Here is a 14,964-nt window from a genome sequence, read left to right as displayed (position 1 = left end):
TTTGTTAGAATTATCTATTTAGGAATAATTTTCCTTGATAAGGTGCTAAAGAACCATCGTTATAGTATAATACATAGTAATATACTCCAGCAGCTACACGAGTTTTATCACCATCTAATTGTCCATTCCAATAGTTTCCATTTGTATCTGTATATACAATGTTACCCCATCTGTTATAGAATTCTATTTTATAATTAGGGAAATGTTCAACTAATCCTTTAACATAGAAAGTATCGTTGATTCCATTTCCATTTGGAGAGAATCCTTCAGGAATTGTAACACTACAATCTGCATTTGCATATGGCTCTACATGTAATTTGAAAGAAGTATCTCCAATACAATCCGTTTTTAATTTATTTATTAATCTAACATAAATTGTTTGATCCATAGGAGAATCTACATTTGCATATGTAGTTGGGTCTGCAATAATATTATTAAAATCTGCATCAGTTGCATATTCTAATGTATAATCTTGAGCACTATATTCTCCAAAAATATCTTGTTCTTGAACTGTTAAGTCAAATAATACGATATTATCAGTTGCAGTTCCATAAGAATCATTGTCACAGCTATATAATTCTGTAAAATCTGATGAATCTGCTAAGGTTGGAGTTAAATATGCTTTTAACTCAAAAGAGAAAATTTCTCTATAACAAGGTTGACTTTCATCAGGATTTTCTAAATAATTTTCATAAGATCTTTTGTTTAATACTCTAACATAAACATAAGCTGAAGAGTTTCCTTCTAAATTCATTTCAGTAATAGGTGTACTACCAAAGTCTTCAGCAGCTTCCTCAGAATTAAAGAATTCTACGATGTATAATTCTTCATCATATCCTGCTAAAATTTCTGAAACTTTATTAGAAAAATCAATTGTAATATCATCAACAGTACATTCTTCGATAGTAGTTACTTCAGGAATCTCAGGTAAAGGATAGTATTCTATAATCACAGGATTTGTTTCTTTAACACAATGATCTACTCCAGGAAAAACTCCAACTAATTGATAAGTTCCTGGTTCTGTAATAGTATAAGTATAATCATCACTTGCTTCTTGAACAACAATAGTTTCATCATCTGTTATTTTTAAAAATGCATACAACATAGATTCAGAATGATTTACAATGTCTTCTTCAGTATAACCAAATTCTAAAGACCCTCCATTTTCACATAATGCATTTCCATTAGTTTGAGTATGTGGCTCATCAGGATCTTCTAAAATTCCTAAATCAAAACTTCCTCCTTCTAAAAATACTCCTGAATCATAAGCTGCATCACCTGCATCTGCAATAGCTAGCTTTATTGTATAAGTTTCACCAGGTGTTACAGGATGTTGTGCAGTAAGTTCAACAGTTTGGGCATTAAAATTAATAGCACCATTTCCTGAATTTACACTATCGTAGAACTCATAAGTTTCTTGCTCAATAGTACATAAAGCACCTGAATGTACATTAGTAACCATTACAGGAATTGTCGTATTTGGAACAACAGCAATATTCTTTCCTCCTAAATCTAAAGAAACTGGAGGTGTTGTAGAGTCTGCATCTCCGTCATATTCATTTACATCTGATATACCAGGACCACTTAAAATAAATGCAAAAACATCAGAATAAGAACATTCGAAACTACCATATTCTTCAGATGCGAAAATATAGTCGAATTCTAAATTACTGACTAAAGGAACAAATGTGAATTCAAATATAGTAACATTTCTAACAGCTGGTCTTGGAACAGAAGAACTTTGTATGATACTTAGTAAATGATCATCTCCGTTTTCGTACCACCAACTACCCCATTCACTACCATCACCTAATGTACTACTTATATCTGTATTCCCAGCTCTGTATGCTTTACCTGAAGTCATGACAATTCCATTTTGAAACGGAAAGTTTTCAGTAACTCTTTTAAAGAAACCATAACTTTTTCCTGTTCTATCAGTTTCGTCATGTTCTATATCATATTCTAAAGTACCATCATTTATAAAAGTACCATCATTTGTGGTATGACTAATCCAGCCCATTTCTGTACATTCCCCAGATAAAAGAACTTGTTCTACTAAATCTTTTGGTTTCATTGTAGAAGCAGAAATGTTTTCTGGGTTTATTTGTATTTTTTGTGAATAAGCAGTTGCACTAAGCAAAAGCGATGCTGCGCAACCATAGAGTAATTTTTTAACCATAATTTTTATTTTTTTGTAAGTAATTCAAACAAATATATTAAAAGCTAACTTTTAATATTATTTTTTTGTAAAAAAAAGGAAAAAAAATTACATATAAAAGATATTTTTAACAATATTTAGATACCTAAAGCTTTTTAGAATGGTTTTTTTTTAGGAATAATTTATTTTTATTAAAACAAAAAACACCTTCCTTAAGTAGAAAAGAAAAGTGTTTTGTTATGTTTTGCTTATTATTTGTTATTCTTTTACGATAGAAAATAAATTTGGTTTAAAGGTAATCATTAACCAAACCCAATTATTTGTAGCATCTTTATCTCCACCTTTTAAAAGTTCCATCTCTTCTGTAGCAAACATTTGAGAATATCCGCCAGTTAATTGAATGTCTCTAAACATTTTATAGCTTAATTGTAAATCGATTTCTGTTCCTAGTGTTTTACTAGTTGTTCTTCCTGCTCCATCTACAATAGTATTTGCCGCTGCAAAAACATGTGGTTGAATAGTTGCTGCAAATTTTCCTTTTTTATAATTTAACTGACCATTAAAATCCGATAGGCCAACTCCTCCATGTGGATTTCCTACATAGAAATAATCCATCCATCCATTGAATTTATGATTTGTTCCAAATAAAGGATTAAAGGCTTTTACTTTATCACTAGTATCTGTCATGTCTTTCCCTGAAAGATATTCATAACCAACTCCAATAGAAAAATTATTATTGATATTATATTTAGCAATTCCACCAGCATAACCAGCCTCTACAGTATTCCCCATTAATTTTCCAGTTTGCCAATACCCTGCAAGAGATAAATCTAACTTCCCAAGTTTGTAAGTTAATCTTGGTCCCCAAGTTTGCATATAATCTACTTTCGTATCATTTGTTGGTTTTTGATATTCAAACCCAGTATTTAAAATTAAAAAACTAAGACCGAATTTTCCAAAAATTCCATGATACCATCCGTACTGAAAATTTTTATATTGATTTATTTGATATCTTTCTCTTACAATTGTTTCATTATCTGCATTCAAAGCATATCCTAAATCAAGCCTGTGTTTTTTTGAAGGTACGTAGTGAATAACTAATGCATCATGGCTTCTAGCTTGCTGTGCCCAGTCTACACCACCAAATATTCTTTGATCATCATAAGAGATAACTTGACGTCCAAATTTTACAGCAACACTTTTAGATAAAGCTAGCTCAGCCCATGCTTCGTGAACCGAATTGTTTTTATCATCTTTTGCTAAAGTTGGAACATCTCCCCAGATTCGAACATTTTGGAGAGAAACTTTTAATCTTAGATAACTTTTTTCAAAATCAAAGTTAAGACGAGTTCTTTGTGAAATAAAATTTGCTGCATCTTGACTTTCATCAAATAATGTTTGAAAACCATGTCTGTTTTCAAATCTCGGTCGGATTTCCGCTGACAAATCAAATTCTTGCCCATTTACGCTCATACAAAACAGTACAACGATCATTGATAATACAACTTTTCTCATATTTATTAATTTGAGTTAAAATTCATTTAAATTGAATAAACAATGGAAGATAAATCTGCGTTGGGGAAGAGGTTGAGTTTTTTAAATAAAAAACTGATTTTTAACTAGATAAATATAATGACAAAAAATATTCTAGGTTTATTTTTTGTGTAAATTTTAGGTTTTAATTAGGTTTTTAACATAAATTAATGAAAAAAAGATTTGAGAACTTTTAATATGATATAACTATATCTATTTTATTTAAAACCTGTAGTTGTTTTCTGTTTTTTGAATTAAATAATGAAATTGTGAAATTTGTTTAAAAATTAATTTTTTCATTGAAATCTTAAAAAAAACTTAAAATTTACTTTTCACACAATAAATAATTAAAAATACTTAAAATCAAATGGAGTTTACACTTAATATGGTTAAATTTGCGAAGTTTTTGATTTACACAAGAAATACATATGAAAAAAATTCTTAATATCCTATATTCTACACGTCTTATGGCGGTACTTTTCCTAGTATTCGCTGTAGCAATGGGAGTTGCAACTTTTATCGAGAATGATTATGGAACACAAACAGCACAAGCCTTGGTTTACAGTACTTGGTGGTTTGAGCTTATTATGGTTCTATTTATGATTAACTTTTTTGGAAATATTTTCAAATATAAATTGTATAAAAAAGAGAAATGGGTGGTTCTTTTATTCCATTTAGCTTTTGTTCTAATTATTGTTGGAGCAGGTATTACAAGATATATGGGTTACGAAGGAATCATGCCTATTAAAGAAGGGGAGACTTCAAACGTTTTCATGTCTCGTGATAATTATTTGACAACAATAATTGATGACGGAAAAGACCAAAAAAGACCAATCGAGAAGAAAATGTTACTTTCTTCAATGGGAAAACCAAATTATTCTTTTAAAGCAGATTTTAAAGGTCAAGAAGTAAAATTTGATTTGGTGGAATATATTCCTTTTGCTGAAGAAAAATTTGTAGAATCTGAGGATGGAATTGAATATTTACACTTTGTAGAATCAAGTCATGGTGGTCGTCATGATCATTATATTCAAAAAGGAACAAGTCAAGTTGTTCATGGAGTTTTAGTAGGTTTCGAGAGTGGAGGAGATTCAAATACAATTGAGTTTAAATTAGATAATGATGGAGCACTTCAATTATTAACGAAACAAGATGGAACTTTCTTCCGTATGGCAGATAGTTTTGAAGGAACTGTTAAGAAAGACTCGCTTCAGAGCTTAAACTTATTGACTCTTCACAATGTTTCAGGAATGCAATTCGTTGTTCCAAAACCTCCAGTAAAAGGGAATTATGAAACAATTTCAAATAAAGAAAATCAAGGTAATTCGGATAAATTAGTTTTCAACATTACTACAAATGGAGAAACAAAACAGATTGCTATTTCTGGTAAACAATATGCAATTGATCCTCCTTCAATCCAACAAGTTGGTGGACTTACTTTCCGTATGACTTATGGAGCGAAGCAATTAGAACTTCCTTTTAGTATTCGATTAAATGATTTCCAGTTGGAAAACTATCCTGGTTCTCAAAGTCCAATGTCTTATGCGAGTGAAGTGACAGTTTATACTCCAGAAAAATCTTTTGATTATAGAATTTTTATGAATAATATTCTTCATTTTGATGGATATAAATTCTTCCAAGCAAGTTATAATATCACAGAAGAATATGAGGAAACACACTTATCCGTGAATCATGATGATTGGGGAACTTTAATTACTTATGTCGGGTATTTTGTATTATTCGGAGGAATGGTTTTAGCTTTATTTATGAAAAACACAAGAACAGATCACCTTAAAAATCAATTGAAAAAAATTAGAGCAAAAAGAACTAGTTTAGTTATTGCTTTCTTATTAAGTTTCTCAACTTTTACTTTTGCGCAGCAACAACATAAGCAACATAAAAAAATTACAGAAGCTCAAATTGATTCTGTAATTGTAGCAACAACTGTTGACAAAAATCACGCTTACGAGTTTAGTAAGTTAGTTATCCAAGATTATGGTGGTCGTATGAAACCTCTTCATACTTTTTCTTCTCAATTATTGAGAAAAGTAAGTGGTAAAGACACTTATAAAGGTTTAGATGCAAATCAGGCTTTTATGTCTATGAATTTAATGCCAATGGTTTGGTTTGAAATTCCAATTGTTAAAATCGATAAACATGAGAAAAAACTTAAGAAGCTTTTAAAGTTACCTGAAGATGCTAAATATGCAAGTCTTCAAGACTTTTTTGATCCAGCAGGAAATTATATTTTAAGAGAGGTTCAAGAAAAAGCTTTTAGAAAACAAGTTAAGAACAAATTCGAAACAAATGTTATCGATGTAGACAAACGTGTAAATCTTCTTTACAGTGCGCTTTATGGAGATCTTTTAAAGATTTTCCCTCTAAAAGACAGTCCTGAAAACAAGTGGATTTCTCATGCAGAGTTTGATCAATTCAATAATTTCACAGGAATTGATTCTGTTTTTGTTCGTCAAATAATGCCTGTTTATAAAAGTACACTTTACACAGCAGCAAAAACAAATGATTATAAGGAGGCAAATGATATTTTAGATGGAATTAAGAAATTTCAAACAAAATTTGGTTCTGCCGTACATCCAGGTGAAAAGAAAATTGATTTAGAAATCACATATAACAATGTACAAGTTTTCAATAAACTTATTAAAGCATATTTGTTTGCAGGATTAATAATGTTATTGGTTGTAATATTTCAAATATTTTATAGTAAATCAAAAGTTTTAAAATACACAGTTATGAGTCTTACAGGGCTTATTGTTGTATTTTTCGTATTACACACTGTAGGATTAGCAGCAATTTGGTATATCAGTGGACACGCGCCATGGAGTAATGCTTATGAGTCAATTATCTACGTAGCATGGGCAACGATGTTATTTGGATTAATTTATGGTAGAAAATCATCAATGACTGTTGCAGCAGCAGCATTTTTAACAGCAATGATGTTAATGATTGCTTCTTGGAACTGGATTGATCCAGATATCGGAAACCTTGCTCCAGTATTAAACTCTTGGTGGTTGATGGTACACGTATCTGTAATTGTTGCAAGTTACGGTCCTTTTGGTTTAAGTATGATTCTTGGAGTTGTAGCAATGATATTAATGTTGTTAATGAATGATAAGAATAAGAAAAAAATAAAATCTCACATCAAAGAATTAACTTATGTAAATGAGTTATCAATGACTGTTGGATTAGTACTTCTTGTAATCGGAAACTTCCTTGGAGGAATGTGGGCCAACGAAAGTTGGGGACGTTACTGGGGATGGGATCCAAAAGAAACTTGGGCATTAATCAGTATTATGTTCTATTCTTTTGTACTTCACTTAAGATTAATTCCAGGTTTAAAAGGAGTATTTACTTTCAATTTCTGGTCAGTAATTACATTCGGATCCATCTTGATGACATATTTTGGGGTAAACTTCTACCTTTCAGGAATGCACTCTTATGCAAGTGGAGACCAAACAATTACTCCAACATTTGTATACTACACCGCAGCTATAGTTGCAGTATTTAGCGCAATTGTATACTGGAGATACAAAAAGAACTATAAAACAAAAAAATAAAATTCACAATGTGCATTTTTATAACAGTTTTTGATTACAGTTATAAAAATGTACATTTGCAGTTATAATAAACAAATCAAAACAATGTACAATAAGTATATAAAATTAGTTCTTGCAGTTGCTATTTTTGCTTGGGCTGTATTTCAATTTGTGGAAGGAAATATCATGAATGGTATTTCATTAATTTTATTAGCAGGAATTTTCGTGCTTTTCTATTTCAAAAATGAATTCATTATCATGGCATTTTTACAACTTCGTAAACAAGATTTCGATGGTTGTCAAAAATGGTTAGGATACATCAAAAATCCACAATCAGCTTTAGTAACAAAACAACAAGGTTATTATTATTATTTACAAGGTTTAATTGTGATGCAAACAAACATAAACCAAGCAGAAAAGTTATTCAAAAAAGCTTTAAGCATCGGTTTATCAATGGAGCATGATATCGCAATGGCAAAATTAAACTTAGGTGGAATTGCAATGTCAAAGCGTAGAAAACGTGAAGCAACAACTTATTTAAACGAAGCTAAAAAGCACGATAAACAAGGAATGCTAAAAGATCAAATCAAAATGATGAAAGATCAAATGAAGAAAATGTAATTTATACTTTTTTATAAAATATATAAGTCCTACAATTTATTTTGTAGGACTTTTTTTATTTATAATAATTAAAATTCCTATCTTGAGAGGGGCTAGGGGTGTGTTTCAATTTATAATTTAACTAATTAATTTTTGGCGAATCCTTTAACTCTTCGTCTCCGCTATGCTTCGCTCAGAGTACAGGTCGGGCTTTCCATTTCAAGTTTTCTTCTTCAAAAAAAGAAAAACTAAACAATCCGTGGGCTTCTATGGTCGCCTCCGTTTGTGAAATTTTTCTAATTTTTTTCAAAAGAAAAGCTTTCCATTTCAATCCCTTTCGCAAAGAAAATAATAAAAGAAAATTCCGTATTTTTAATTCAAATTTTCAAACAAAAATAATGTACGATATCGGAATCATCGGTGCAGGACCAATCGGACTTGCTTGTGGAATTGAAGCAAAAAAAAATAATCTAAGTCATGTAATTATCGATAAAGGAACTCTTACGAATTCGATTTATAATTACCCATTAAACATGACTTTTTTCTCTACTTCAGAAAAATTAGAAATCGGAAATATTCCTTTTATTTCACACGGAAACAAACCAAATCGTTTTGAAGCTTTAGAGTATTACAGAAGAGTTGCTTCACATTGGGAATTAAATCTAAAATTGTACGAAGAAGTCCTGAAAACACATAAAAAAGAAGAATATTTTGAAATAGAAACTTCGAAGAATACTTATTTATGTAAAAATATAATTGTTGCCACAGGCTTTTACGATTTACCTTTTCTAATGAATGTAAAAGGAGAAGATTTACCAAAAGTGAAACATTATTATGATGAGCCACATCCGTATTTTCAGCAAGATATTATTGTAGTAGGAGCAGCAAATTCTGCTGTAGATGTTGCTTTAGAAACTTTTCGAAAAAAAGCCAATGTAACGATGGTGATTCGTGAAACAGAAATCGGACAAAACGTGAAGTATTGGGTAAAACCAGATATAGAAAACAGAATTAGAGAAGGAGAGATTAAAGCTTTTTTTGAATCCAAAATCACTGAAATTCGACAAGATGAAGTGGATATTGTAACACCAGAAGGAAAGAAAACTTTAAAAAATGATTTTGTTCTTGCAATGACGGGATATAAACCAAATTTCAAATTGATAGAAAAAATGGGAGTGAAATTCCATGACGATTCTTATAGAACTCCAATTTATAATCAAGATACTCATGAAACTACAGTTTCAAATCTTTATATAGCTGGAGTAGTTTGCGGAGGATTGAAAACAAATAAATGGTTTATTGAAAATTCAAGAATTCATGCAGAAAAGATTATTGAAAATATAGTTAATAAATCATAAAAGTGGAAGAATTGAATGAGAATAAAGGTGTTAATTATATTCTCAATATTCGAATTTACAACATTCCTTCATCAGCAAAACTATAATAAGATTTTTGTGTGATAATTAAATGATCTAAAAGTTTAATATCTAGAACATTTCCAGCTTCTTTTATTTTTGAAGTAATATTTCTATCAGCGTTACTTGGTTTTAAACTACCTGAAGGATGATTGTGTCCAAGAATGATAGAAGTTGCACGAATTTCCAAAGCTTTTTTGAATAATAAACGAACATCAACAACGGTAGCTGTTAAGCCTCCTTTACTGAGTTGCATTTGAAAAATAACTTTATTTGAGTTGTTTAAGAAAATAATCCAAAATTCTTCGTGTGGAATATTTCCAATAAGTGGATGTAATAATTCGAAAACATTTTTGCTAGAAGTAATTTTTGGTTGCTCTAGAGCAGCTTCCAGTCTTTGTCTTTTACCAAGCTCTAAAGCTGTGACAATACTGATTGCTTTTGCTTCTCCAATTCCTTTGAATTCCATTAAGCTTTCTAAAGATGCTTTGGAAAGTTCATTTATATTATTGTTGAAAGATTTTAAAATTCGTTTGGAAAGAGCGACAGCAGATTCATTTCTAGAACCTGAACCGATTAAAATAGCAATTAATTCTGCGTCTGATAGAGCATTTTTCCCTTTTAGAGCTAATTTTTCTCTCGGCCGATCATCATCTGCCCAATGTTTAATAGATTTTTCTAAATTTAAACTCTCCATATGCTAAATTTTTTTTTCAAAAATAAGTGTAATATCTTTGCACTAAATATCATAAATATATGAAAATTATCATTGCCGGAGCAGGAGATGTTGGATTTCATCTTGCCAAACTACTTTCCTACGAGTCTCAGGATATATTTGTAATCGATTTAGATACAGAGAAATTAAATTATATTAACTCTCATTTAGATGTAATTACTGCAAAAGGAGATGCAACTTCTATTCAAAGTTTAAAAGACATAGGAATAGATACTGCAGATATGTTACTTGCGGTGACTGAATCTCAGAATACGAATATTGCAATTGCAGCAATCGCTAAAAAACTAGGAGCGAAGAAAACAATTGCAAGGATTTCTAATGCGGAGTTTTTACGTTCTGAAGATATTGATTTCAAGGAATTAGGAATTGATTCTATGATTTCACCAGAGGAATTGGCAGCAAAAGAAATTAATCTTTTACTTCGTCAATCTGTTTTCAATGATACTATTGAGTTTGAAAATGGAGCACTTCAAATTTTAGGTTGTGTGTTGGAAGAAAATTCGCCAATTACGAATTTGACTGTAAAAGAAGTACAACAAAAATTTCCAAGTATAGATTTTACAGCTATTGCAATCAATAGGCAAGATGATACGAAAACAGTAATTCCTAGAGGAGATACTATTTTTAAAGCCTTTGATCAAGTTTATTTTTCAACTCCAGCAGAAGATGCAAAGAAAATCAATCAATTGATTGGAAAAGAGTCTATTGGAATTAAAGATATTATGATTCTTGGTGGAGGAAAAATTGGGAAAAAATCAACAAGAAATCTTTGTAGTACAAATTTCAACATCAAACTAATTGAAAAGAATAAGCAAAAAGCTTTTGAATTAGCAGAAGAACTTCCAAATGCTTTAGTGATTAATGCAGACGGAAGAAATGTAGAAATTTTGGAAGAAGAAGATATCAATGATATGGATGCTTTCATTGCCGTAACAGGAAATTCGGAAACGAATATTATGTCTTGTCTTGTAGCAAAATCAAAAGGAGTGAGGCGTACAATTGCTTTGGTAGAAAATATGGATTATATCAATATTTCTCAGACAATTGGAATTAATACTTTGATTAATAAAAAACTTCTTGCTGCGAGTGCAATTTTTAAGCATGTCCGTAAAGGAGAAGTTTTAGCACATGCAAGTTTACACAATGTAAATGCAGAGATTTTAGAGTTTGAAGTTCATCCAAATTCTAAAGTGACGAAAAAGACAATCAAAGAAATCGGTTTGACTAAAAAAGCCGTTTTTGGTGGTGTGATTCGAAATGGAAAAGCATATATGACAATAGGAGATTTTAAAATGCAAGAAGGAGATAAGGCAGTAGTATTTTGTTTACGTGAAGCTATTTCTGATGTTGAAAAGTTATTTAACACGAAGTAGTAATGAACAGAATCAACTATAAAATTGTAACCAGCTTTTTAGGAATGACCTCAATGCTAAATGGATTTTTCATGCTTTTAGCAGTTCCGTTTAGTTTGTATTATGGAGAAGCAGCTTATAAAGGAATTCTTTTAGCAGGAATTATAGCCATTGCTTTAGGTTTTTTTATGTGGTTTTTTAATAAAGGCGCAAAGAAAAATCTTCATAAAAGAGATGGATATGTAATTGTAACATTCGGATGGTTAATGTTGAGTTTGACAGGAACGCTTCCGTATATGCTTACAGGTGGAATTCCGAGTTTTACAGATGCTTTTTTCGAAACAATTTCTGGATATTCGACCACAGGATCCTCCATTTTAAGTGATATTGAAGCGATGCCAAAAGGATTGTTATTTTGGCGAAGTGCAACACACTGGATTGGTGGAATGGGAATTATTGTACTGACAATTGCAATTTTACCACTTTTAGGAATTGGAGGAATGCAGCTTTTTATGGCAGAAGCGCCTGGACCTTCCGCAGATAAAATGCATCCGAGGATTACGGAAACTGCGAAAAGACTTTGGTTGATTTATTTCTGTTTGACGATTGCGGAGTTCTTTTTACTTAGAATTGCTGGAATGACTTGGTTTGATGCGATAAATCATGCGATGGCAACGATGAGTACCGGAGGATTCTCTACGAAAAACTCGAGTATGGCTTATTATAATGGTCAGCCAATGATTCAATATATTGTCACAATATTTATGTTTATTGCTGGAGCTAACTTTATGTTGAGCTATTTTGCAATAAAAGGAAAGATAAAAAGAGTAATTCAAAACGAGGAATTTAAATATTATTTCTTCGGAATTTTATTGGTAACAACAGTAATTACAGGATTAATTATTTTCTTTCAAGATCCAACTTTACAGACGAGTATCAATCATCCGAAGCCTTTTGGTAGTGCAGAAAGTGCATTTAGACATGCGTTATTTCAGGTTACTTCTGTATTGACAACAACAGGATTTGTTTCTGCTGATTTTACAATGTGGAATTCGTTTGCTACAATGGTGATGTTTTCTTTATTCTTTATTGGTGGTTCTGCAGGATCGACGAGTGGAGGAGTGAAGATTGTTCGTCATATTGTGATGATTAAAAATAGTATTCTTGAGTTTAAGAAATTATTACACCCAAATGCAGTAATTCCTGTGAGATATGACGGGAAAGGAGTGCAGAGAAATATTGTTTTTAATATTCTTTCGTTCTTTATTCTTTATATGTTGATATTTATTTTAGGTTCAGTTTTATTGACATTTTTAGGATTGGATTTTATGTCAGCAATTGGAGCAACAGCTTCTTCTTTAGGGAATATTGGTCCAGCAATTGGAAGTGTGAGTCCTGTAGATAGTTTTGGACATTTATCGGATTCTGCAAAATGGTTTTGTTCTTTCTTAATGTTGATTGGAAGATTAGAATTATTTACTGTTTTAATTCTTTTAACTCCATTCTTTTGGAAGAAAAACTAAATGATTGGAAGATGATTTTTTGCGAAAGGGATTGAAGTGAAAAGCTTTTCTTTTGAAAAAAATTAGATTTCTTAACAAACGGAGGCGACTTTAGAAGCCCACGGATTGTTTTTAGAAAATCTTTTTTTGAAAAAGAAGACTTGTAACGGAAAGCCCGGTTTTTCTGAGTTTTTTGAACGAAAGAAAAATTCGCCCAAATAGATAGAATCACGTTTTTTTTAAGGGGGAAGTTGAATAAAATATTAACACACCCCTAGCCCCTCTCAAGAGGGGAATTTGAAAAATCTAGATAAAATAAAAAGCCTTGAAGTTAAATTTTCAAGGCTTTTCTGTTTTTTATAAAGTATGTTTTATACTAAAATTTCGTGTCCGTTTCCATCAACATAATCTTGAAGGTAAGCGTATCTGTCTGTAAGTTTTTTATCCGAAGTCATTAAAGCTCGGTGTAAAATTCCTGAAGTGTCATTATCGAAAAATGCAGGAATAACGTGCTCTGCGAACATATCTCCAAATCCTACAGAAGCATCATTTGGCAATTCGCAAGGAAGATTATCTACAGCCATTACTGCAATAACATTTTCTTTTGTGTAATCATCTTCGTTTTCTGTAATTGCATTGTATCCATAGACAGGATCTGCAATTGTAGAAGGTTTGATCGTACAAGCTACTGGCCCGTCGATATCACAACTGATATCTGCTACTACTTTGATTTTGAAGTTAGATTTTTTAGCATCTTCTCTTGTAAAGATAAATGGTGCATCATCTCCGTAGAAATGACCAGCGATATACATATCTGAAACTTCTGCAAAACGCATGAAATCACTTTCGTAATCTGTTGGGTTATTGTAGAAATCGTGAACAGGTAATGTTTGTCCGTCTTTTCTTTTGTTGTAGTCTAAAGAATCTAATTGAGTGTAAACAGGTTCTTCGAAAGTTTGGGTTAAGTACTCTTCGATAGAAACCTCACGCATTCCCATTCCGTCTAACATTTCTTTAGCTCCAGAGGCTACACGCCCTTTTCCTGTAAGTGCTATTTTGATGTTTGGAAGAGAAATATTTTTTAATTCGTTGATTAAAGCTTCTTGGTTTGGTAAATTCTCTGCTTTTGGCATTTCAAAAGTTTTGAATTTTAATCCCCAAGCTCTAAATCCATTGTAAGCCCCTACAATTCCGGCATATCTTCCAAATGCAACAACTCTTTGCTCTTTTTCATTTGTCAGAACTTCATGATCAAAAAGGCTTATGTTTTTCTCTAAAATTGCTTGTAACAAACCTCTGTTGTAAGGTTGTTTTTTAATTGTGTGAGAAAAGAAAAAATACTTTTTATTAGGAATTAACGCATCGATTGGAACTTCTTTAACTCCAAGCATTACATCACAGTCAGAAACATCTGATACAATGTTTATTCCTTCTTTTTCATAAGCTTCATCACTAAAAACTCTGATATCAGAACTTTCAACCACGATTTCTAGATTTTCGTATTTTTCTTGAAGTTCTTTACACTTCTTTGGCGAAAATACAACTCTTCTGTCTGGTGGGTTTTTGCGTTCTTTAATAATTGCAATTTTCATATTTACTAACTAATCTGATTTATCCTTGCGAAGGTATCTATATTAATTTCAATTAACAAGTGATATTATTAACAATTTTTTTACTACATTTGCATCCCATTAGTTTTAGGGGACGACTGGTTTTGACAGCGAGGTCAGTTGAAATGTAAGCATGTCGAGACAGGAAACAATTCTCGTAAATCTTGGTTTCAAACAAGTAAACGGAGACAACACTTTCTCTTTAGCTGCTTAATAATCTGAATATCAGTAAGATTCAAGCCTCGTCGCATTAGATGCGAAAGCTAAATGTCTCAGAGCAGCGCTGGTCCACCGCGGTTCTAATAGAGACATCGTAAAAGTAGACATAGGAAAAATATAGTTTCGATGTTTTTCCGAAAATTAAGAAACTAAGGATAATGTGGGCGGTTTTTGGTCAGCATTATTTCGAAAATTAAACAAGAACTAAGCATGTAGAAAGCATTGAGATTGCTTGTTTGGACGAGGGTTCGATTCCCTCCGTCTCCACAGAAAAGCCATAAACTT

The 14,964-nt window shown here is 31.5% G+C and carries 9 protein-coding genes and 1 other RNA gene; 6 read left to right on the top strand and 4 right to left on the bottom strand.

The annotated features are described in order from the left end of the window. Window positions 1-10 precede the first annotated feature (10 nt). Together I0K12_RS17955 and I0K12_RS17950 are read right to left on the bottom strand one after the other, a co-directional pair. A complete protein-coding gene (locus I0K12_RS17955; protein ID WP_196889524.1) occupies window positions 11-2,179 on the bottom strand; it encodes a choice-of-anchor L domain-containing protein in 2,169 nt (722 codons plus the stop codon). 237 nt (window positions 2,180-2,416) lie between these two features. Further along, window positions 2,417-3,673 (bottom strand): alginate export family protein, encoded by a 1,257-nt coding sequence (locus tag I0K12_RS17950; RefSeq protein WP_196889523.1) that lies wholly within the window; start codon window positions 3,671-3,673, stop codon window positions 2,417-2,419. A gap of 446 nt (window positions 3,674-4,119) precedes the next feature. Here I0K12_RS17950 and ccsA point away from each other — a divergent pair, with 446 nt between their 5' ends. The 3 genes from ccsA to I0K12_RS17935 all read left to right on the top strand — a co-directional run bounded on the left by ccsA (window position 4,120) and on the right by I0K12_RS17935 (window position 9,203). Continuing rightward, the gene (gene ccsA, locus I0K12_RS17945) at window positions 4,120-7,266 is read left to right on the top strand and encodes a cytochrome c biogenesis protein CcsA (RefSeq protein ID WP_196889522.1); all 3,147 of its coding nucleotides are present in this window, start codon (window positions 4,120-4,122) and stop codon (window positions 7,264-7,266) included. Window positions 7,267-7,350: 84 nt separating this feature from the next. After that, window positions 7,351-7,866, top strand: a complete 516-nt coding sequence (locus tag I0K12_RS17940) for a DUF2892 domain-containing protein (RefSeq protein ID WP_196889521.1) — start codon at window positions 7,351-7,353, stop codon at window positions 7,864-7,866. A 377-nt stretch (window positions 7,867-8,243) separates the two neighbouring features. After that, window positions 8,244-9,203 carry a YpdA family putative bacillithiol disulfide reductase gene (locus I0K12_RS17935; protein ID WP_196889520.1) on the top strand — a complete coding sequence of 320 codons (960 nt, stop codon included), beginning with the start codon at window positions 8,244-8,246 and terminating at the stop codon, window positions 9,201-9,203. Window positions 9,204-9,258: 55 nt separating this feature from the next. Here the strand turns inward: I0K12_RS17935 and radC are convergent, their stop codons facing one another. After that, window positions 9,259-9,957 carry a RadC family protein gene (gene radC / locus I0K12_RS17930; protein WP_196889519.1) on the bottom strand — a complete coding sequence of 233 codons (699 nt, stop codon included), beginning with the start codon at window positions 9,955-9,957 and terminating at the stop codon, window positions 9,259-9,261. Between the two features lie 59 nt (window positions 9,958-10,016). On the opposite strand from radC, the gene trkA reads away from it, so the two are divergent. Continuing rightward, window positions 10,017-11,369 carry a Trk system potassium transporter TrkA gene (gene trkA, locus I0K12_RS17925; RefSeq protein WP_196889518.1) on the top strand — a complete coding sequence of 451 codons (1,353 nt, stop codon included), beginning with the start codon at window positions 10,017-10,019 and terminating at the stop codon, window positions 11,367-11,369. Window positions 11,370-11,371: 2 nt separating this feature from the next. Further along, entirely contained in the window at window positions 11,372-12,871 is a 1,500-nt protein-coding gene (locus I0K12_RS17920; RefSeq protein ID WP_196889517.1) for a TrkH family potassium uptake protein, read from the top strand. A gap of 350 nt (window positions 12,872-13,221) precedes the next feature. On the opposite strand, the gene I0K12_RS17915 is transcribed toward I0K12_RS17920, so the two are convergent. Beyond that, window positions 13,222-14,442, bottom strand: coding sequence for an NAD(P)-dependent oxidoreductase (locus I0K12_RS17915; protein WP_196889516.1), 1,221 nt, complete (start codon window positions 14,440-14,442; stop codon window positions 13,222-13,224). Window positions 14,443-14,550: 108 nt separating this feature from the next. Here I0K12_RS17915 and ssrA point away from each other — a divergent pair. Continuing rightward, window positions 14,551-14,949, top strand: a transfer-messenger RNA (tmRNA) gene (gene ssrA, locus I0K12_RS17910). Window positions 14,950-14,964 lie beyond the last annotated feature (15 nt).

The organism is Aureivirga sp. CE67 (genome assembly GCF_015767245.1).
GTDB lineage: Bacteria > Bacteroidota > Bacteroidia > Flavobacteriales > Flavobacteriaceae > Aureivirga.
The sequence above is the reverse complement of the archived record's forward strand: the minus strand, read 5'-3'. Positions and strand labels throughout refer to the sequence as shown.